The following is a 21,283-nucleotide window of genomic DNA, read 5'->3' as shown; positions in this document are numbered from 1 at the left end:
GCAAGAAACCCCGCCAGGTCTCCCTGGCGGGGTTTCTTGCATCTGGTAGCTAGCGGCCGGTGCTGGCCCTTTTCGCCAACGCCTTAGCGCCAGAAGTCGCGGATCGAGGCGATCCCCTGGGCCCCCACGGCGCGGGCATGGCTGGCGTCGTGGCGCGTCATGCCACCCAGCGCGTAGACCGGCATGCCGGCGCGTTCGACCAGTTGCTGGAAGTCATGCCAGCCGATCGGTGCCACTTCCGGATGGGACGGAGTGGTGCGCAGCGGTGACAGGGTCACGAAGTCGCAGCCAATGGCGTGGGCCTGGTCGAGCTGGGCCTTGTCGTGGGTCGAGGCCGCCAACCACTTGGCCTCGGCGATGGGGCGACGCTCCAGGCCCATCAGCCGCTCGCTGGTCAGATGGATACCATCGGCATCGATCCGCTCGAGCAGCTCCGGTTCACCGTTGAGCATCAGCTTGGCACCGTAACGACGGCACAGCGCCAGGGCACGCTCCGCACGGGCCACGTAGGCGTCCTCGTCGAGGGTCTTGGCGCGCAGCTGAACCAGACGCACGCCATCTTCCTCGAGGGCCCGCTCGAGCTTGGCGTCAAAGGCGTCCTCGTCGGCTTCCTCGTCACTGATCAGGTATTCCGAGGGCAGCATCACCGCACGCAGGATCGGCAGGTTGGCGGCCGGGAAGGGATAGCCAATCAGCTCGCCCATGGGCACCCAGCGTACCGCCTGTCCTTCGCGACCGAAGGGCTCACCGGAGAAGTCCTTGACCTGCCAGACGTCGAGCAGAATGTGCTTGTCGGAGTACTCGTGGTGGATGCGAATCAGCGGTTGGGCGCGACGAATCTCGATGCCGAGTTCTTCGTGCAGCTCGCGCTTGAGCGCCTCAAGCCCGGTCTCGTAGGGCGCCAGCTTGCCACCGGGAAACTCCCACAGGCCGCCGTGGTCCACATTGGAAGGACGCCGGGCCAGCAGCACTTCGTCACCGTTCGGGCTGATGATGGCGGCCGCCGCCACGTGCACCCTTCTCTTCACCATAGTGTTCATTCAACAATACCAGCTTCGGTTCGCGGGCCACGCCCGCACCAGTTTTCAGTCGGGAGGGCGATAAAAGTCGGCATAGGATACCGATTCGCTCGCCGAGATTCATCTGCCGCTGATGCATCGCCGATGGATCGGCTCCACCGCTACCCGCCGGACAGGCAAAAAAGACGACACAGGATACCGATTCACCGGCCGAGATTCATCTGCCGCCGACGAACCCATGCGGAATCAACTGCGGTAGTCGGCGTTGATCGATACATAGTCGTGGGACAGGTCGGAGGTCCACACCCGCGCGGCAGCGTCACCACGCCCCAGATCGATGGCAATGGTGATCTCTTCTGCCGCCATCACCGCACTGCCGGCGTCCTCACTGTAGCCCTCAGCACGCCCACCGTTCTCGACCAGGCGCACATCGCCCAGATCAATGGTCACCCGATCGACATCGAAGTCCTCGACCCGGGCACGCCCCACCGCAGCGAGGATACGCCCCCAATTGGCGTCACTGGCGTACAACGCGGTCTTTACCAGCGGCGAATGGGCCACCGTAAAGGCCACCTCGCGCGCCTCCTCGACGCTCAGGGCACCGCTGACATTCAGGGTGACGAACTTGGTCGCACCCTCGCCGTCGCGAATGATCGCCTGGGCCAGCTCCACCAGCACCTCATCGAGGGCCTGACGAAATATCCGCTCGTCATCGTCATCGGCGAGTGCTGCGCCCTGGCCGGTGGCGATCAGCATGCAGGCGTCGTTGGTCGAGGTATCGGAGTCCACGGTGATGCTGTTGAACGAGCGCTTGACGCCCTCCCTGAGCAGGGCATCAAGACGCTCGGACTCGATCGCCGCGTCGGTGGCGACAAAACCCAGCATGGTGGCCATGTCGGGACGGATCATGCCCGACCCCTTGGCGATGCCATTGAGGGTGACAGTGCCCTGCTTGAGCGTCACCTGGCGGGTCGCGCCCTTGGTCCGGGTGTCGGTGGTGAGGATGCCTTCGGCCGCCAGAGCCCAGGCGTCGCCACCGTCGTCGAGCTGGTCGAGCGCCTCTGGCAGGCCACCGAGAAGTTGCTCCATCGGCAGCGGTTCGCCGATCACGCCGGTGGAGAACGGCAGCACCTGGTCGGCCGACACCTCGGCGAGTTCGGCCAGCGCCTGACAGGTGGCGTGGGCGTCGCGCATGCCGATCTCGCCGGTGCCGGCGTTGGCATTGCCGGTATTGATGACCAGGTAGCGAACCGCGTCGCCCGCGGCCAGATGCTGGCGGGCCACATGGACCGGCGCCGCGCAGAAGGCGTTGCGGGTAAAGGTGCCGGACACCCTGGCGCCCGGGGCCACCTCGATCACCACCAGATCACGCCGGCCCGGCTTCTTGATGCCCGCCATGGCACTGCCCAGGCGAACCCCGGGGATCGGCCCCATTGCCGGAAAAATGCTGTCACCGACTGCCATTGTTTTCTCCTTGCGTCAAAGACGACCCCAGGCCTTGAAGCCCGGGGTCGCCGTCGTCATGGGTTGCGAGGCTTGCTCAGCTGAGCTTGCCGCAGCACTGCTTGTACTTCTTGCCGGAGCCGCAGGGGCAGGGATCATTGCGGCCAACCTTGGGGGCGTCTCGACGCACCGGGCGCTGATCGGCAACCTCGTTGACGTGACGCTCGCCGCCCTCGTCGGCCATCTCGGCGTCCGTCGCGGCAGGTGCGTCGTGGCGACTGGCCGCCTGGGCGCTCTCACGGGCCAGGGCCTCGCGACGCTGACGCTCCAGGGCGTCCACCTCCTCGGGGGCACGCACCTGCACGTGACTGAGGATACGGGTGACGTCGGCCTTGATATTGGTCAGCAGGTTCTGGAACAGCTCGAAGGATTCGCGCTTGTACTCCTGCTTCGGATTCTTCTGAGCGTAGCCACGCAGATGGATACCACGACGCAGATGGTCCATGGACTGCAGGTGTTCCTTCCAGCGGGTGTCCAGCACCTGCAGCATGACCTGCTTCTCGAAGCGCCGCATCAGCTCCTCGCCGGCGATGGCGACCTTGGCCTGATAGGTCTCGCGATGCTGGGTCTGCAGTCGCTCACGCAGCTGCTCCTCGTGGAAGCGCTCGTCCTCCTCGGCCCACTGCACCACCGGCGCGTCCAACTGGTACTCGCTCTTGAGGTGAGCCTCGAGCCCCGCCAGATCCCACTGCTCGGGCAGGCTCTGGGGTGGCACGTAGGCACTGATGGCCTCGTCCAGCACCTCTTCACGAATGCCCATGACGTTGTCGGAGACGTCGCTGGCGGCCAGGATCTCGTTGCGCTGCTCGTAGATCACGCGACGCTGATCGTTGGCCACGTCATCGTACTCGAGCAGCTGCTTGCGGATATCGAAGTTGCGACCCTCGACCTTCTTCTGGGCACGCTCGACGGCGTTGGACACCATCTTGTGCTCGATGGCCTCGCCCCGCTCCAGGCCCAGCGCCTGCATCAGCTTCTGCACCCGTTCGGAACCGAACAGACGCATCAGGTTGTCTTCCAGCGACAGGAAGAAGCGGGTCGAGCCCGGATCGCCCTGGCGGCCACTACGACCACGCAGCTGATTGTCGATGCGCCGTGACTCATGGCGCTCGGAGCCGATGACGTGCAGGCCACCAGCGGCCAGCACCGCCTCGTGGCGCTCGCGCCAGGCCTCCTTCAATGCCTCTCTCTCGGCGTCGCTGGCGTTCTCCAGCTTGGCCGCTTCGGCCTCCCAGTTGCCGCCGAGCACGATATCGGTACCACGACCGGCCATGTTGGTCGCGATGGTCACCGCACCTGGGCGCCCGGCCTGGGCGATGACCTCGGCCTCGCGCTGGTGCTGCTTGGCGTTGAGCACGTTGAAGTCGATGCCGGACTTGCGCATCAACTCGGCCAGGTATTCGGACGTCTCGATGGACGCGGTACCCACCAGCACCGGACGGCCGGCCTCGACCTGGACCTTGACGTCCTCGATGATCGCCTCGAACTTCTCTTCGGCGCTGAGGTAGACGAGGTCGTTCATGTCCTTGCGCGCCAGCGGCCTGTTGGTGGGGATGACCACCACATCGAGCCCGTAGATCTGACGGAATTCGAAGGCCTCGGTATCGGCGGTACCGGTCATCCCGGACAGCTTCTCGTACAGGCGGAAGTAGTTCTGGAAGGTGGTGGAGGCCAGGGTCTGGCTCTCGCGCTGGACGGTCACACCCTCCTTGGCTTCCACCGCCTGGTGCAGGCCCTCGGACCAGCGACGGCCCGGCATGGTACGCCCGGTGTGTTCGTCGACGATGACCACCTGTCCCTCGCTGACGATGTAGTCGACGTCAGGGTGGTACAGGTGGCGCGCACGCAGCGCCGAGTGCATATGCTGCAACAGGTTGAGGTTCTGGGCGGCGTAGAGCGAGTCGTCTTCGCCGAGCAGCCCCTGGGCGCGCATCAGCTCCTCGACCTTGTGGTGACCGCGCTCGGTCACCTCGACCTGCTTCTGCTTCTCGTCGAGGGTAAAGTCGCCGCTTTCGGGATCTTCCTCGTCGCTGCAGGGCGTGAGCTCCCTGGCGAGCCGATCCACCACCTTGTACAGCTCGGTGTTCTCGTCCACCGCACCGGAGATGATCAGCGGCGTGCGCGCCTCATCGATAAGGATGGAGTCCACCTCGTCGACGATGGCAAAGTGCAGTTCCCGCTGAACCTTGTCTTCCAGCGAAAACGCCATGTTGTCGCGCAGGTAGTCGAAGCCGAACTCGTTGTTGGTGCCGTAGGTGATGTCGCAGGCGTAGGAGTCACGCTTCTCCTCGGAGGTCTGGCCGGAGTAGATCACGCCTACCGACAGGCCGAGAAACTCATACAGGGGGCGCATCCAGTTGGCGTCACGCCGGGCCAGGTAGTCGTTGACCGTGACCACGTGCACGCCCTTGCCGGGCAAGGCGTTGAGGTACACCGCCAGGGTCGCGACCAGGGTCTTGCCCTCACCGGTCTTCATCTCGGCGATCCGGCCGCGGTTCAAGGTCATGCCGCCGATCAGCTGTACGTCGAAGTGACGCATGCCCATCACCCGCTTGCTGGCCTCGCGCACGGTGGCAAAGGCTTCGGGCAACAGGGCATCGAGCGACTCACCGGCCGCCAGACGCTCACGGAACTCAGCGGTGCGGGCGGCCAGCGCAGCGTCGTCGAGGGCTTCGAGGCTCGGCTCGAGCTCATTGACGGCGCGAACCTGGCGGGACATGCGCTTAACGTCGCGGTCGTTCTTGGAGCCGACGACTTTACGCAGCAGAGAATTGATCATGAAACTTCCTGAAATCTGGAACCTGAAAAAGAGGCCGCCAGGCATTGGCGACCGTCACGCTTCATCGAATTCAGGCGATGTCAGGAGGACCCCGGCGGGACACCACGTCGAGGGCGGCCACCGGCACCAGCATTGGCGCCGCCCAGGCCACCGACGGGGACGATGGTTTGGGCAGGGTCTTGAGGGGATGTCGGGCCAGCCGATGGCGGCAGGCCTTGAGCATGGTATGGGCCCGGATGACCGCCGGCGCCATGATGCAGATCTGCACCAGTCGCTCGGTGGCTCGGGGAGATTCGGCGGCGCTCAGGCTCGCCGGCAGCAGGCAGCCCACCAGCAGCCCTGCCAACCACCATCTGGCCACCCGACGGGCACGAGCCTCGCGGGGGCAGCAGCGATGTGGGTCGATGGCAGTCATGCTGTCGGGGAACTCCCTGGCGTGCTAGTCTCGGGCCGGCGCCATGCCGGCTGCCCATCACTCGAGCGGCCATCATGCAAACGGCCATGACACCTGCGTTCCACAGACGAACGCCGCCGAGCGACAAATTCATTGATCCTGGGGCATCCCAAGACACAAGCACATGAGTATAAAGGTTAAGCGGTTCCGCGCCCAGTCCATGACAGGGCTTCTTCAGGGCCGCGGCGAACTGGGCGGACTGATGCGCATGGCGCGCCTGATCGAGCGCGCTCAGGAGCATCTGCGCAATGAACTCTCGCCCACCCTGGCGGAACACCTGTTTGTCGGTGGCTTCCGTGACGGCCGTCTGACCCTGATCACCGACGGCGCAGCCTGGCTGACCCGTCTGCGCTACGAGCAGCCGCGTCTGCTCGACTGCCTGCACCAGTTGCCGGAGTTCCAGGCGGTGACCGGCTTCCACCTCAAGGTACGCCCAGTGCGCCCGGCCAAGGTTGCGCCGCGCCAGGTAAGGCGCCTGCCCGCCCAGGCCGGTGACGAGCTCTCGAGCTGCGCCGCCGATGTCGAGGATCCGCGACTCAAGCGCGCCCTGGAGCGCCTGGCGGCCCACGCCGAGTCGCCTTCAGGGAAAGACGACGCCTAGCCCCATCGGCGCTCCCCGCGCATGAATCGCCGCCCCCGGGCCACTCATGGGGCCACTCACGGGGGTACCCACAAGGCAGCGCCGCGGCCTCCCGACCCTGCCCGCGCCGCTTGGCGACGCCGAACACGACGTGAACATGAGGCGAACATGAAACCCCAGACAGCAGAACGCCGCCCCGAGGGGCGGCGTTCAAGCGAGTGATGGCCGAAGACAAGTTGCTACGGAAGACTGGCGATCTGCGGGGCTAACCTTGGCCTGGCCATCACCGAGGCTTGCATCACGCCATGGCCGGTGCCGCGTAGGAAATCGGCGCCGATTCGGCTTCGCTCTCGTAGGTCACGATCTCCCAGGCCTCGGGCTGCTCGATGAGCGCACGACACAGCTGGTTGTTCAGCGCGTGGCCGGACTTCACGCCACGGAACTCGCCGATCAGGCTGTGACCGAGCTGGTAAAGGTCACCGATGGCGTCCAGCACCTTGTGCTTGACGAACTCGTCGTCGTAGCGCAGACCACCGTCGTTCACGATGCGGTAGTCGTCCACCACGATGGCATTGTCGAGGCTGCCACCAAGCGCCAGGTTGTTCGAGCGCAGGTACTCGAGATCACGCATGAAGCCGAAGGTCCGCGCGCGAGACACCTCCTTGACGAAGGACGTCGTGGAGAAGTCGACCATGGCGGTCTGCTTCTGGTCCTCGAACACCGGGTGATCGAAGTCGATGGCAAAGGAGACCTTGAAGCCCTGATGGGGCAGGAAGACGGCTTCCTTGTCGCCTTCGCTGACCTTGATCTCACGCTTGATGCGGATGAACTTCTTGGCCGCGCTCTGCTCCTGGATCCCGGCGGACTGGATCAGGAACACAAAGGGTCCGGCACTACCGTCCATGATCGGCACTTCGGGCGCGCTCACATCGACGTAGGCATTGTCGATGCCGAGACCCGCGAAGGCGGACATCAGGTGCTCCACGGTCGCGACCTTCTCACCATTCTGAGACAGGGCGGTGCAGAGAGTGGTGTCGGTCACATTCAACGCCTGGGCGGGAATGCGGACCTCCGGCTCGAGGTCGGTGCGCACGAACACAATGCCCGTGTCCACCGGCGCGGGGCGAAGCGTCAGGTAGACCTTCTTGCCGGAGTGCAGTCCTACGCCCGTGGCGCGGATGACATTCTTGAGGGTACGTTGTCTGATCATTGTGCAGTCGCCAGGCAGTCGTTGGTTATCAAACACCGTTCACTATAACACCAAACGGACGTTTCAACAAAAAAACATCGCCTTTCGATCCCTGCACCCCGGAAATTTCGCGCACTCTGCTCTCGATCAGTCCGCCTGACGCCGCAGGAAGGCGGGAATATCGAGATAATCGTCCAACTCCTGAGACTTGCGCTTCTCGGCCTGCGGACGCGGTGATTCCTGCGCCTCTGGCTTGCTCGCTGCGGCCACACCGGCGCCGCCCTGGGCGCGATTGATCGCACTCTGCTGAGGACGCTGGCGCGCCTCGGGACGACGAACCTGCTGCTGCGCCGCCGGCTTCTGCTGGCGTGACACCTGATTGTCGAGACCCGCCGCGACCACGGTGACCCGCAGTTCGTCGGTCATGTCCATGTCGATGGAGGTACCCACGACGATGGTGGCGTCCTGGGAGGCGAACTCCTGCACCGTGGCGCCGACGTCGTTGAACTCACCGATCGACAGATCCGGCCCAGCGGTGATGTTGACCAGGATGCCGCGAGCGCCGTGCAGATCGATATCCTCGAGCAGCGGACTGCGGATCGCCTTCTCGGCGGCCTCGCGAGCGCGATTTTCGCCGGTGGCACCACCGGTGCCCATCATCGCCATGCCCATCTCTGACATCACGGTGCGCACGTCGGCAAAGTCGACGTTGATGATGCCCGGGCTGGTGATCAGCTCGGCGATACCCTGCACGGCACCCAGCAGGACGTCATTGGCGGCGCTGAAGGCAGTCAGCAGTGTCGCGCTCTTGCCAAGCACGGACAGAAGCTTCTCGTTGGGAATGGTGATCAGCGAGTCGACATGCTCGGACAGCTCCTTCATGCCCTCTTCCGCTGCGCGCATGCGCTTGGGGCCCTCGAAGGGGAACGGGCGGGTGACCACCGCGACGGTCAGGATGCCCAGTTCCTTGGCGACCTGAGCGACCACCGGTGCCCCGCCGGTGCCGGTACCGCCACCCATGCCGGCGGTGATGAAGACCATGTCGGCGCCACCGAGCAACTCGGCGATCCGCTCACGATCTTCCATCGCGGCCTGACGACCCACTTCGGGGTTGGCACCGGCGCCAAGCCCCTTGGTGATCTCGCTGCCGAGCTGCAACACGGTCTTGGCGGAGACGCGCTTGAGCGCCTGAGCATCGGTATTGGCGCAGATGAACTCCACCCCTTCGATGCTGCTCTCGACCATGTGATTGACGGCATTGCCGCCGCCGCCACCGACGCCGATGACCTTTATGACCGCGCTGCTTGAGGGCGCGCTATCTACGACTTCGAACATTTGCCCCGTCTCCTGAGCCGCTTGTGCGGCCCTTTCAGAAATTTCCTTTGAACCAGCCTTTGATCTTTTCCAGCGCCGGAGTCCTTTCCTCTGGTCCACGCCGGGAGACGTCCTCGCGTCTCGATTGCGACGAGATGGTGCCACCCTGCCCCTGGTGGACACGACCCTGACGGGCCTCATGTAGAGCGTAATGTAACAAACCGACACCCGTCGAATAAATCGGATTTCGCACCACGTCGGCCAGGCCCCTCACATTCTGCGGACAAGCGACCCTGACCGGCATGTGAAATATCTCTTCGGCAAGCTCCACCACACCTTCCATGCGTGATGTGCCACCGGTCAACACCACCCCTGCGGCGACCAGATCCTCAAAGCCGCTGCGGCGCAGTTCGTCGCGCACCAGGGTGAACAATTCCTCGTAACGCGGCTCGACCACTTCGGCCAGCGACTGTCGAGACAGGTCTCTGGCGGGACGGTCGCCGACGCTCGGCACCTTGATCATTTCGTCGCTGGAAGCCAGCTGGGTCAGCGCACAGGCGTACTTGACCTTGATCTCCTCGGCATACTGAGCCGGGGTACGCAGCGCCATGGCGATATCGTTGGTGACCTGGTCACCGGCGATCGGTATCACCGCAGTGTGGCGGATGGCGCCCTCGGTGAATACCGCGATATCGGTGGTGCCCCCGCCAATGTCGACCATGCAGACGCCCAGCTCACGCTCATCCTCGGTAAGCACGGCATGACTGGAAGCCAGCTGCTCGAGGATGATGGCGTCGACGTCGAGCCCACAGCGACGCACGCACTTCTCGATGTTCTGTACCGCGTTGAGTGCGGCGGTCACCAGATGAACTCGCGCCTCCAGACGCACACCCGACATGCCCAGCGGCTCACGGATACCGCCCTGGGTGTCGATGGCGAACTCCTGGGGCAACACGTGCAGCACCCGCTGCCCTTCGGAAATGGCCCTGGCCCGCGCCGAGTCGATCACTCGCTCGATATCGGAAGGCGCAACTTCGCGCTCCTTGATCGCCACGACCCCGTCGGAATTCATGGAACTGATATGACTGCCGGCAATGCCCACATAAACCGAATGTATGTCGCAACCGGCCATCAACTCAGCTTCTTCAACCGCACGCTGAATCGACTGGACCGTGGATTCGATATTGATCACCACTCCCTTCTTCATGCCACGGGAGGGATGAGAGCCGATACCGGCAATTTCGATACCACCATCGTCGGTGGGTTGCCCCACGATCGCGACGACCTTGGATGTTCCGATATCCAGCCCGACTACCATATTGGACACGTTGGATGGACCTGCCATGAGCCGGGAAATCTCCTTGAACGGATTCCGTTACCTCGGAACCTGCCTCTGTTATAAAAAAACCTGGGACGATTATAGGAACAATAGCGCTTGTTCGACCAGCCCGGGGCGTACATTCATTCCACGATACGGACACATTTAAACAAAAGAAACCGAGAAAACTTTGCCGATGGCCGGAAAAGTGTCGCCATATATTTCCGTTCTCGCGTCTGATCCATGCCGTCTTTTCGTTAACCGCGAGTCGCGGCCTCATCATCGACCGGCTCCGTCTCGCCATGCCAGGCCACGGCGACGCCGTTGGGGTAGCGCAGATCGATGTAGCGAATGTGCGACGCGACCTCACCCAGTTCACGCCGCCAGGCCGCCTCGAGGCGCCCGAGGCGGGCGTCCAGATCTCCACGGCCGAGCATGATCCAGACGCCGCTGTCCAGCTGAAAGCGCCAGGCGCCGCGGGCTTCCAGACGTAGCTGGTCGATCCCGAGCCCCATCTTGTCCAGCCGCTGCCCCAGGTCATCGAAGTAGGCCAGCACCTCGGGACCGGCGCCACCGGGCCCCGCCATATCCGGCAGTCCCATGGGCGGCTCCACCGGGGCAAAGACAAAGGGCTCGCCATCGCCGTTGAGCAGTTGATCGTCGTTCCAGCGCGCCACCGGGCGCTGCTCCTCGAGCTCGAAGGTCAGTGCATTGGGCCACTCGCGACGAATACGCACCTCCTTGAGCCAGCCCACCTGCAATGCCTGCTCACGCAGCGCCTCCAGGTCCACCGACAGCCAGGTGCGGCCCCTGACCAGCGGCGCCAGCTGGCCCTTGAGATAGCTGGCGTCCACGTGGTGCAACTCACCACCGATGGACACCCGCTCGATGGGCCGATCCAGCCACAACCACAGCGCCTTGCCACCGGCGCCCACCAGGGCAGCCAGCAGCACGACGCCAAGCCAGGTGCCGCGCCTGGCCATCTCAGCCGCGCTCCCTGGCGGTATCGAGAATACGCAGGACCAGCTCGTCGAAGTCGATGCCTGCATGGGCCGCCGCCTGGGGCACCAGACTGTGATCTGTCATGCCGGGCACGGTATTGACCTCGAGCAGCCAGAACCGACCTTCAGCGTCGCGCATCACATCGACGCGGCCCCAGCCCTGACAGCCCACCGCCTCGAACGCCGCCAGGCACAGCTCGCCCAGCGCGGTCTCCTGCTCGGCATCCAGACCACAGGGCAGGTGGTAAAGCGTCTCGTTGGACAGGTACTTGGCCTCGTAGTCGTAGAAGCCGCTGGGCACCTCGACGCGAATGGCCGGCAGCGCGCTGTCGCCAAGTACCGACAAGGTAAATTCGTCTCCCGACACAAAACGCTCGGCCATCACCCGAGTATCGAAGGTGGCAGCCTCACGATAGGCGGTTTCGAGTTCATCACGGCTGTTGACGATGCTGATGCCGATGGTCGAACCCTCATGGACCGGCTTGACCACCAGCGGCAGACCCAGTCGGTCGGCCACCTCGTTCCAGTCGGCTTCGGGCGACAGCAGCACGCTCTCGGGCGTCGGCAGACCCAGGGTCTGCCACAGCGCCTTGGTCCTGAGCTTGTCCATGCCCAGCGCCGAGGCCAGCACACCGCTGCCGGTATAGGGGATTCCCGCCAGCTCCAGGGCCCCCTGCAGACAGCCGTCCTCCCCTCCCCTGCCGTGCAAGGCAATGAACACCAGATCGGGGTTCAGCGCCTGCAGCCCGGCAACGCCGCCCTCGGCAAGGTCATAGCCGGTCACTTCAAGGCCCTGGCGCTGACACGCCGCCAGCACGGCGGCACCGCTGTTCAGCGACACTTCTCGTTCGGCGCTATGGCCACCGTAGATGACCACCACATGGCCGTAGGACTGTACTTGTCGTGTCACAGGATCACCTCGTCGAACTGAAGCTGGGCATCCGCCAGACGCTGGGAGATGCCACCCACGTCACCGGCGCCCTGAGTAATCAGGATATCGCCGGGTCTGAGCACCTTGGCCAGCAGCGCCGGCAATTCCGCCTTGTCCTGGGCGAAGATCGGATCGACTTCGCCACGCTGACGGATGGAACCCGCCAGGCTGCGACCATCGGCGCCGGGCAGCGCGGCTTCGCCGGCACTGTAGACGTCGAGCAGTACCAGCGTATCGACGCCGGACAGCACCCTGACGAAGTCCTCGTAGAGATCGCGCGTGCGTGAGTAGCGGTGGGGCTGGTAGACCATCACCAGCCGGCGCTCGGACCAGCCATCGCGCACCGCCTTGATGACCATCTCCACCTCGCGGGGGTGGTGACCATAGTCGTCCACCAGCATCACCTCACCTTCACCGTTGGGCGCGGCGAAGTGACCGTGTACCTGGAAGCGACGGCCAACCCCGGCAAAGCTCGCGAGTCCCCGCAGAATCGCCTCGGCGTCGACCCCGGCGTCGCTGGCCACGGCGATCGCCGCCAGCGCATTGAGCGCATTGTGACGGCCCGGCATGGCCAGACTGACATCGAGATCCTCGAGGTTGCCGGGCCGCACTGCGGTAAAGCGGACTTCGCCGGCACTCTGGGTGAAGTTCTCGATGCGATAGTCGGCGTCGTCGGAGAAGCCGTAGGTGACGAACTGGCGATTGATGCGGTCGAGCAGGCCACGCACGTTGTCGTCATCGATACACAGTATCGCCAGTCCGTAGAACGGCAGGTTATGCAGAAACTCGATGAAGGTGTGCTTGAGACGCTCGAAGTCGCCACCATAGGTGCTCATATGGTCGGCATCGATATTGGTGACGATGCTGACCATCGGCTGCAGGTGCAGAAAGGAGGCATCGGACTCGTCCGCCTCGGCCACCAGGTAGTCGCCCTGCCCCAACTGGGCGTTGGTGCCGGCGCTGGTCAGCTTGCCGCCGATGACGAAGGTCGGGTCCAGCCCGCCCTCACCCAGAAGAGTGGCGGTCAGGCTGGTGGTGGTGGTCTTGCCATGGGTCCCGGCCACGGCGATGCCGTGACGGAAGCGCATCAGCTCGGCCAGCATCTCGGCGCGACGTACCACCGGCACGCGATGCTCGTGGGCCCACACAAGCTCCGGGTTGTCCGCGTCCACGGCAGTGGATACCACCACCACATCGGCACCGGCAGCGTGCTCGGCAGCGTGTCCGATGAACACCTGGGCGCCGCACTGTTCGAGTCGCGCCACCACCGACGAATGACGCAGATCGCTGCCGCTGACCTGGTAGCCCTGATTGGCCAGCACCTCGGCGATGCCGCACATGCCGGCGCCGCCGATGCCGACGAAGTGGATACGACGAATGCGCCGCATGCCGAGACCGGGCCTGGTGGCAGCGGATGAGCTCAGTTGGCCGGGGACCGGCCCTTGGGTCGAATTACTCAAAACCTGTCTCCATACAGCCCGCCACCAGCCGTTCCACAGCGTCAAGGTGGGCCTCGGCCCTTGCCTTGCTCGCCATGGCCGCCAGGGTGTCGGGCTCAAGCAAGGTCCCCAGGCGCTCGGCCAGGGACGTCGGATTCATGTCACGCTGCTGAATAAGCGCCGCGGCACCGGCACCGACCAGCGCCTGGGCGTTGGCCGTCTGATGATCATCCACGGCGTGGGGAAAGGGTACGAACAGCGCCGGCTTGGCCGCCGCCGCCAGCTCCGCCACGGTCAGCGCGCCGGAACGACAGACCACCAGATCCGCCCAATCGTAGGCGTCGGCCATGTCAGCGATAAAGTCGCTGACCTCGGCGTCAACGCCGGCAGCCTGATAGCCCTCGCGGGTCGCCTGGTCCTTGTCTCTACCGGCCTGGTGGCGCACCTCGGGACGCGACTCGGGGGGTAGCTCGGCCAGCGCTCTGGGCATCTGCTGGTTAAGCGCCAGCGCCCCCAGGGAGCCGCCGACCACCAGCAGCCGCAGGCGTCGCCCGCGCATCTGGTCGGCCACGCGTGCACTCTCGCCGAGGGCGGCGATGTCATCCCTGACCGGATTGCCGACGACCTCGGCGCGGCCACCGAAGGCCTGGGGAAAGGCGGCGTAGACTCGCTTGGCCAGGTGCGACAGTGCACGATTGGTCAGCCCGGCCACGGCGTTCTGCTCGTGGATGACCAGCGGTCTGCCGCACAGTCGGGCGGCAAGCCCGCCGGGGCCGCTGGCAAAGCCTCCGAGCCCGACCACCAGCTGTGGGTCGAACTCGCGAATCACGCTTCTCGCCTGGCACACGGCGCGTCCTAGACGCACCGGCGCCTTGAGCCAGCCCGCCAGACCGTTGCCCCTGAGGCCGCTGATGGCGATCTGGTGAAGCACTATGCCGGCCTCGGGCACCAGGCGATTCTCGATACCTCTGGGACTACCCAGCCACGCCACCTCGACGCCCTGCTGCTGCAATCCCCTGGCCAGCGACAGCGCCGGGATGACGTGCCCCCCGGTGCCGCCGGCCATGATCAGCGCTCGCCTTCCCTGTGTGTCACTCACGGCTTCACTCCTGCAGCCTTGGTTCTCCTGGGCGCTTCGCGGGCCTGGTCACGCCGCGCCGCCGGCGACTGCCGACGCTGGCGCTCGCGCGTCTCGATGTCCACCCGCAGCAACAACGCCACCATGATACAGCTCACCACCAGGCTCGACCCACCGTAGGACAACAGCGGCAGGGTCAACCCCTTGGTCGGCAACATGCCGGTACTCACCGCGATGTTGATAAAGGCCTGGGCGCCGATCACCAGGGCGATGCCATAGCTCAGGTAGGCGGCAAACGGTAGCCTCGCAAGCTCGGCCCGACGCCCAACCGCCATGGCCCGCCACACCAGCAGTGCGAACAGGCCGACCACGGCGATCGCGCCGACCATGCCGAGCTCTTCGGCCAGCACCGCAAAGACAAAGTCGGTGTGGGCCTCCGGCAGGTAGAACAGCTTCTGTACGCTGTTGCCGAGGCCCATGCCGATCAAGTGGCCGCGACCGAAGGCGATCAGCGCCTGGGTCAGCTGGTAACCGCTGGCGAACTGGTCCGCCCAGGGATCGATGAAACTTGTCAGTCTCGCCATGCGGTAAGGTTCGGCCACCGCCAGGATGGCACCCAGGGTTCCCACCAGCACGAACAACAGCAGAAAGCGCCCCCAGGGCGCCCCGGCCATCAGCAACATGCCCATGACGCAGCTGGTCATGACCACCACACCGCCGTAGTCGGGCTCGAGGATCAGCAGCACGGCCACCACTCCAACCACTACCAACGGGCGCAGAAAGGCCCCCCACTGACGCCTGACCTGTGGCAGAAAGCGTTCCAGATAGCCCGCCATGTAAGCGATCAAGCAGAGCTTGGCGACCTCCGAGGCCTGTAGATTGAAGGGCACCCCGGGGATCGACAGCCAGCGGCGGCTGCCGTTGACCTCGCGCCCCACCAGCAGTACCAGCAACAGCAGCACCAGCCCCACCACCAGCAGCAGCGGGCCATTGGCCTTCCACCAGGCCAGGGGGACGCGCAGCGCCAGGCACCCCACGGTCAACCCACCCAGCACGAAGATGCCGTGGCGAATACTGAAGTACCAGGCGTTGCCGGTCAGGCTCGACGCCACCTCGGTGGAGGCCGACGTCACCATCACCCAGCCGATCAGCAGAAGCGACAGAGTAGCCACCACCAGCCAGCCATCGAAGGCATGGTCGCGGGTGGAAAGACGCTCGCGCAGGGCACCGAGGCGCTGGCGAGATCGGGCGAGACGACTCATGGCTTGGCTCCGCTGGAAAGGTCCTGCACCCAGGCGCGAAAGGCGTCTCCCCTGGCCTGATAGTTGACGAACTGATCGAGACTGGCGCAGGCCGGTGACAGCAGCACCGCATCACCGGGCCTTGCCACATCCCGTGCGCGACACATGGCTGCGTCCAGGTCGTCGACGCGGGTGATGGCGACCGCGCCCTTCAGGGCCTGGGCCAGCGCCTCGGCGTCGCGGCCGAACAGCACCACCTCACGGGCGTAGCGCGACAGCGGGGCGGCCAGCGGCGAGAAATCGGCACCCTTGCCGACACCGCCGGCCAGCAGCACCAGACGCCCATCCAGGGTCGGGCCGAGTCCGGCGATGGCGGCCAGGGTCGCGCCCACATTGGTGCCCTTGGAGTCGTTGATCCAGTCGACGTCGTCGATGGTGGCGAGCCACTCGCTGCGGTGGGCAAGCCCGCTGAAACGTTCGAGCACCCGGGCCATGGCCTCCAGCGGAAAACCGAGACGCTGGCCCATGGCCAGGGCGGCCAGCGCATTGGCCTGGTGGTGACGGCCGCTCTGGCGCATGCGAGCCACCGGCAACAGCGGTTGGTCCGCGTGGAAGAACCAGGGCTCGCCCTGGTGCTCCACCACGCCCCAGTCGTCGCCGGATTGCGGCGCCATCACGCCGAAGCGCGACAGTGCAGGCAACGCCTCGTCGGGCCAGGTCAGGGGGTCCTCGGCGTTGACCACCGCGTGCCTGGCACCACGAAAGATCGCGAGCTTGGCGCGGCGATAGCCGGCCATGTCGCCGTGGCGATCGAGGTGGTCCTCGCTGAGGTTCAGGAAGGCAGCACTGTCGGCCCCCAGACACGGGGTCGTCTCGAGCTGAAAGCTGGACAGCTCCAGCACAAAGAGATCCGCCTCGGGTTCCTGCACCAGCAGGTCCAGCGCCGGGGTACCGAGGTTACCCCCCACGGCCACCCGCCGCCCCGCCTCGCGGGCCATCTCGCCGACCAGGGTGGTCACGGTGGACTTAGCGTTGGCACCGGTGATGGCCGCCAGCGGCGCGCGACAGGCCCGCCGGAACAGCGCGATCTCACCCACCAGACGGGGCTCGCCGGTATCCGGATCGATGCGCCTGGCCGGCGTCTCGAAGCACGCCTGATGGGGGTCGATGCCGGGGCTCAGGATCACCTCCCGCGCGTCGTCCAGCACCAATCCATCGAGCGGCCCCAGGCGCACCGGCACCCCCGGAAAGTCCGCCAGGAAGACGTCGAGTCCCGGCGGCGCCTCGCGGGTATCCACCACCATGAAATCGCGGCCTTCACGCTTGAGATGACGACAGATCGCCATCCCCGACAGGCCGAGCCCTACCACCACGCTCAGGTGGGCGGGCACGACATGGCGTTGCGGCAGTCGCACATCCTGACTGGCGTCCATGGCCACCTCAGCGGATCTTGAGGGTGGCCAGACCCAGCAGGACCAGCACCACGGTGATGATCCAGAAGCGCACGATTACGCGAGGCTCGGGCCAGCCCTTGAGCTCGAAGTGGTGATGCAGCGGCGCCATGCGGAAGATACGACGACCCGTCAGCTTGTAGGAGCCGACCTGAAGGATCACCGAGATGGTCTCCATGACGAAGACGCCACCCATGATGAACAGCACCACTTCCTGGCGCACGATCACCGCGACCACGCCCAGGGCCGCACCCAGCGCCAGGGCGCCAACGTCACCCATGAACACCTGGGCGGGATAGGTGTTGAACCACAGAAAGCCGAGTCCGGCGCCGGAAATGGTGGCGCAGAATACCGCCAGCTCGCCGGCACCGGGGATCATCGGAATCTGCAGGTACTCGGAGAATACCGCGTTGCCGCTGGCGTAGGCGAAGACGCCAAGGCCCATGGCGACCATCACCGTGGGCATGATCGCCAGGCCGTCGAGGCCGTCGGTCAGGTTGACTGCGTTGGAGGAGCCGACGATCACCAGGTAGGTCAGCAGGATGTAGAAGCCACCCAGGGGCAGCACGAAGTCCTTGAGCAGCGGCAGGATCAGGCTGGTTTCCACCGGCGAGGCCGCGGTCAGGTAGAGCACCACGGCAGCCCCCAGGCCGATCACCGACTGCCAGAAGTACTTCCAGCGAGCCGGCAGTCCACGCGGGTTCTTTTCCACTACCTTGCGATAGTCGTCGACCCAGCCGATGGCGCCGAAGCCCAGCGTGACGACCAGCACCACCCACACATAATGGTTGGTCAGATCGCCCCACAGCAGGGTACTGACGGCCATGGCCATCAGGATCATGGCGCCGCCCATGGTCGGCGTACCGGCCTTGGACAGGTGGGACTGGGGACCGTCATCGCGCACCGCCTGGCCGATCTGACGCTCCACCAGACGGCGGATCATCAGGGGGCCAAACCACAGACACAGCACCAGCGCGGTGATGGTCGCCAGAATCATCCTCAGGGTGAGGTATCCAAAGACGTTGAAGGCGCTTTGATAGTTCGCCAACAATTCAGCCAGGAAAAGCAACATGTATCAGGTTCACCTTGAAACATCCGGCCGCAAGGCCGCCACGACGCCTTCCATCCCCGCGGCGCGGGAGCCCTTGACCAGCACGCTGGCCGCCTCGGGCAGATGTTGACGCACATGGCGGACCATCGCCGCCTGATCAGAAAAATGGTACCCGCCTTCGCCGAAGGCTCGGGCGGCGGTCTCGGCCGCCTCGCCCAGAGTACCGAGAAATGTGATGCCGCGTTCCCGCGCGTAGCGTCCGATCTCTGCGTGCAGATCGGCAGACGCTTCACCCAGCTCTCCCATGGCGCCGAGCAGGCACCAGTGCGGGCCGGGCAGTCCCAGCAGGGCGTCGATGGCCGCCTTCATCGCCCCCGGGTTGGCATTGTAGGTATCATCGAGCAGCCGCGCACCGCGTAACCCCTCCTCCACGGTCAGGCGTCCCGGCGTCGGCACCACCTCGCCAAGCCCCGCCACCACGTCGGCGGCGGGCAGTCCCATGGCCAGCGCCCCGGCCGCAGCCGCCAGGGCATTGGACACGTTGTGACGACCCATCAGCGGCAGCTCGACACGCCCCAGCACCTGAGCGTCGAAAGTCAGCGTGAAAGCATAGCGCCCGAGCGTATCGCAGACCAGCTCCCCGGCATGGAGTCGCGCCTCGGGCGTCAGTCCGAAATCGATCACCTCACGGGGCGACGCCAGGCGCTGCCACAGCGAGAAGTAACGGTCGTCACGGTTGAGTACGGCGACGCCCTCGGGGCCGAGTCCGCCGAGAATCTCCCCCTTGGCCTGGGCGATGCGCCCCATGCCACCGAACTCGCCGACGTGGGCCCCGGTGACATTGGTGATGATGGCGACCTGGGGTTCGGCCAGCGCTACCGTCCAGGCGATCTCGCCCAGGTGGTTGGCGCCGAGCTCCACCACGGCTCTCTGGTGATCCGAGGCAAGCGCCAGCAGCGTCAAGGGCGCGCCGATATCGTTGTTGAGGTTGCCGTGGGTGGCGAGGGTCTCGCCCTGACGAGCCAGCAATGTCGCCAGCATCTGCTTGACCGTGGTCTTGCCACTGTTGCCGGTCACCGCCACCAGCGGACCATCCCAGGCCCGGCGCCGCTCACGGGCCAGCAGCCCCAGCGCCATGCGGGTATCGCCCACCACCAACTGGGGCAAGGGGTCGTCCACCGGGTGCTCGACCACCGCCGCCACGGCACCGCCTTCGCGGGCCTTGGCAATAAAGTCATGGGCATCGAAGCGCTCGCCCTTCAAGGCCACGAACAGCGTGTCCGCCGCCACCCGACGGGTGTCGGTGACGATGGCGGCTATCGGCGAGTTCGCAAGCCCCTGAAGGCCGCCGCCCTCTTCATCGACACCCAGCGCACGGCACACCGACCTCAGCGACGCGAGCCCTGGCGCGCTCATTGGTCCCGCCCCTGTCGACGCTGGTCCAGGGCGGCTTCGGCCTCGGCCAGGTCGGAGAAGTCGTGGCGCACGCCCTGAATCTCCTGGTAGGCCTCGTGTCCCTTGCCGGCGATCAGAATCACGTCATCGGCGCTCGCCTCGGCGATGGTACGGGCGATGGCGTCACCGCGCCCGGCGATGTTCCATGCCTGCTGGCGGGCCTGGCCCTCCAGCCCCGCGAGCATCGCCTGGCGAATGGCGTCCGGGTCCTCGCTTCTGGGGTTGTCGTCGGTGATCACCACTCGATCGGCCTGGCCTGCGGCCGCCTGGGCCATCAGCGGGCGCTTGCCGCTGTCGCGATCACCGCCGCAGCCGACCAGGCACCACAGCGCCCCGCGTCCGGGCAGGTGGGCGCGAAGCGCCGCCAGGGCGTTGTCCAGCGCATCCGGCGTGTGGGCGTAGTCGATCACCACGGTGGGAGCCCCGGGCCGCGTCAACGCCTGCATCCGTCCCGGCACCGGCGTCAGGGTCGCGGCGGCAGTCACCAGCTCGTCGATGCCGACACCCAGACCGTAGAGGGTGGCCATGGCCAGCAGGGCGTTGTCGAGATTGAAGCGACCAAGCAGCGGCAGCACCACCACCTTCTCGCCTTCCGGCGTGGCGATCAGCGCACGCTGCCCACCGACGTCGGGCTCGACATCCAGCACCCTGAGCGAGACGGCATCGTCTTCACCACAGGCCAGCACCCGGGTGCCCTCGCCGATGCCCGCCAGCATCAGCCGAGCCAGGGGATCGTCGCCATTGACCACGGCCAGAGTGATCTCCGGGCGCTTGAACAGCTTCGCCTTGGAGGCGGCGTAGGCGATCATGCTGCCGTGATAGTCGAGGTGGTCGCGGCTCAGGTTGGTAAACACCGCGGCAGTAAAGCGACAGCCCGCCATCCGCTCCTGCTCCAGGGCGTGACTGGAAACTTCCATGGCTATCCGAGTGATGCCCTGGTCGGCGAGCTCACCCAACTGGCGCTGCAGCGCCAGTGGCTCGGGGGTGGTCAGCATGCCCTGGGTCAAGGCACCCGGGCGACCGTGACCCAGGGTACCGATCAGGCCACAGTCGCTGCCCGTGGCGCGGGACAGCTCGGCAATATAGTGGGTCACCGAGCTCTTGCCGTTGGTGCCGGTGACACCGATCAGCTCGAGCCCATCGGGCACCTGATACAGGGTGCGCGCGAGCTCGCCGAGTCGGGCGCGCAGCCCGGGCAGCCACAGTACGCGACCATCGACCCGCGGCGGAGCGTCTTGCGGACCTTCCGCCAGCACCAGGCAGGCGCCGGCATCCAGTGCCTTGTCGATGTAGTCGCGGCCATCGGCGGCGACGCCGGGGATCGCGACAAAGGTCGCGCCGGGCGACACCTCGCGGCTGTCGGTAGTGAGCCAGGTCGCCACCTCGCCGGCGACCGCGGCGTTCGGCGCAAGCTCACTCCAGAACTGGGTCAGCACGTCTTCAAGACGCGCCAGGGATAGGGTCATGGCGGATTCCGTCG

The 21,283-nt window shown here is 65.7% G+C and carries 17 protein-coding genes; 1 reads left to right on the top strand and 16 read right to left on the bottom strand.

What is annotated here, in order from left to right; all coding sequences use genetic code 11:
* Positions 1–83 precede the first annotated feature (83 nt).
* The 4 genes from C6W88_RS12435 to C6W88_RS12420 form a co-directional block, all read right to left on the bottom strand.
* Positions 84–1,031 carry a Nudix family hydrolase gene (locus C6W88_RS12435; RefSeq protein ID WP_045993389.1) on the bottom strand — a complete coding sequence of 316 codons (948 nt, stop codon included), beginning with the start codon at positions 1,029–1,031 and terminating at the stop codon, positions 84–86.
* Positions 1,032–1,265: 234 nt separating this feature from the next.
* Positions 1,266–2,483 (bottom strand): bifunctional glutamate N-acetyltransferase/amino-acid acetyltransferase ArgJ, encoded by a 1,218-nt coding sequence (gene argJ, locus C6W88_RS12430; RefSeq protein ID WP_108132668.1) that lies wholly within the window; start codon positions 2,481–2,483, stop codon positions 1,266–1,268.
* 76 nt (positions 2,484–2,559) lie between these two features.
* On the bottom strand, positions 2,560–5,301 hold the full coding sequence (gene secA / locus C6W88_RS12425; RefSeq protein WP_108132667.1) for a preprotein translocase subunit SecA: 2,742 nt from the start codon (positions 5,299–5,301) through the stop codon (positions 2,560–2,562).
* Between the two features lie 70 nt (positions 5,302–5,371).
* Positions 5,372–5,716, bottom strand: a complete 345-nt coding sequence (locus tag C6W88_RS12420; RefSeq protein WP_108132666.1) for a hypothetical protein — start codon at positions 5,714–5,716, stop codon at positions 5,372–5,374.
* A 163-nt stretch (positions 5,717–5,879) separates the two neighbouring features.
* Between C6W88_RS12420 and C6W88_RS12415 the strand changes: the two genes are divergently transcribed.
* Complete coding sequence (locus C6W88_RS12415) at positions 5,880–6,356, top strand: DUF721 domain-containing protein (RefSeq protein WP_045993385.1); 477 nt, start codon at positions 5,880–5,882, stop codon at positions 6,354–6,356.
* A 277-nt stretch (positions 6,357–6,633) separates the two neighbouring features.
* On the opposite strand, the gene lpxC is transcribed toward C6W88_RS12415, so the two are convergent.
* The 12 genes from lpxC to C6W88_RS12355 all read right to left on the bottom strand — a co-directional run bounded on the left by lpxC (position 6,634) and on the right by C6W88_RS12355 (position 21,269).
* Positions 6,634–7,545 carry a UDP-3-O-acyl-N-acetylglucosamine deacetylase gene (lpxC, locus tag C6W88_RS12410; RefSeq protein ID WP_045993384.1) on the bottom strand — a complete coding sequence of 304 codons (912 nt, stop codon included), beginning with the start codon at positions 7,543–7,545 and terminating at the stop codon, positions 6,634–6,636.
* Between the two features lie 126 nt (positions 7,546–7,671).
* On the bottom strand, positions 7,672–8,859 hold the full coding sequence (gene ftsZ / locus C6W88_RS12405; RefSeq protein WP_045993383.1) for a cell division protein FtsZ: 1,188 nt from the start codon (positions 8,857–8,859) through the stop codon (positions 7,672–7,674).
* Positions 8,860–8,893: 34 nt separating this feature from the next.
* Positions 8,894–10,183, bottom strand: coding sequence for a cell division protein FtsA (ftsA, locus tag C6W88_RS12400; RefSeq protein WP_045993382.1), 1,290 nt, complete (start codon positions 10,181–10,183; stop codon positions 8,894–8,896).
* Between the two features lie 230 nt (positions 10,184–10,413).
* Positions 10,414–11,139 carry a cell division protein FtsQ/DivIB gene (locus tag C6W88_RS12395; RefSeq protein ID WP_108132665.1) on the bottom strand — a complete coding sequence of 242 codons (726 nt, stop codon included), beginning with the start codon at positions 11,137–11,139 and terminating at the stop codon, positions 10,414–10,416.
* Between the two features lies 1 nt (position 11,140).
* Complete coding sequence (locus tag C6W88_RS12390) at positions 11,141–12,067, bottom strand: D-alanine--D-alanine ligase (protein ID WP_108132664.1); 927 nt, start codon at positions 12,065–12,067, stop codon at positions 11,141–11,143.
* A complete protein-coding gene (murC, locus tag C6W88_RS12385; protein ID WP_045993379.1) occupies positions 12,064–13,476 on the bottom strand; it encodes a UDP-N-acetylmuramate--L-alanine ligase in 1,413 nt (470 codons plus the stop codon). Before murC ends, C6W88_RS12390 begins: the two co-directional genes overlap by 4 nt.
* Before the next feature lie 64 nt (positions 13,477–13,540).
* Positions 13,541–14,593, bottom strand: a complete 1,053-nt coding sequence (gene murG, locus C6W88_RS12380; RefSeq protein ID WP_108132806.1) for an undecaprenyldiphospho-muramoylpentapeptide beta-N-acetylglucosaminyltransferase — start codon at positions 14,591–14,593, stop codon at positions 13,541–13,543.
* 29 nt (positions 14,594–14,622) lie between these two features.
* On the bottom strand, positions 14,623–15,867 hold the full coding sequence (gene ftsW, locus C6W88_RS12375; protein ID WP_045993378.1) for a putative lipid II flippase FtsW: 1,245 nt from the start codon (positions 15,865–15,867) through the stop codon (positions 14,623–14,625).
* Positions 15,864–17,279: a UDP-N-acetylmuramoyl-L-alanine--D-glutamate ligase gene (gene murD, locus C6W88_RS12370; RefSeq protein WP_108132805.1), complete on the bottom strand. Its 1,416-nt coding sequence runs from the start codon at positions 17,277–17,279 to the stop codon at positions 15,864–15,866. Before murD ends, ftsW begins: the two co-directional genes overlap by 4 nt.
* A gap of 7 nt (positions 17,280–17,286) precedes the next feature.
* Complete coding sequence (gene mraY / locus C6W88_RS12365) at positions 17,287–18,369, bottom strand: phospho-N-acetylmuramoyl-pentapeptide-transferase (RefSeq protein ID WP_108132663.1); 1,083 nt, start codon at positions 18,367–18,369, stop codon at positions 17,287–17,289.
* A 9-nt stretch (positions 18,370–18,378) separates the two neighbouring features.
* The gene (locus tag C6W88_RS12360; RefSeq protein ID WP_108132662.1) at positions 18,379–19,764 is read right to left on the bottom strand and encodes a UDP-N-acetylmuramoyl-tripeptide--D-alanyl-D-alanine ligase; all 1,386 of its coding nucleotides are present in this window, start codon (positions 19,762–19,764) and stop codon (positions 18,379–18,381) included.
* A complete protein-coding gene (locus C6W88_RS12355; RefSeq protein WP_108132804.1) occupies positions 19,761–21,269 on the bottom strand; it encodes a UDP-N-acetylmuramoyl-L-alanyl-D-glutamate--2,6-diaminopimelate ligase in 1,509 nt (502 codons plus the stop codon). The genes C6W88_RS12360 and C6W88_RS12355 overlap by 4 nt, the downstream gene beginning before the upstream one ends.
* Positions 21,270–21,283: the final 14 nt, after the last annotated feature.

It is taken from the genome of Halomonas litopenaei (assembly GCF_003045775.1).
Classification (GTDB): domain Bacteria; phylum Pseudomonadota; class Gammaproteobacteria; order Pseudomonadales; family Halomonadaceae; genus Halomonas; species Halomonas litopenaei.
The sequence above is the reverse complement of the archived record's forward strand: the minus strand, read 5'-3'. Positions and strand labels throughout refer to the sequence as shown.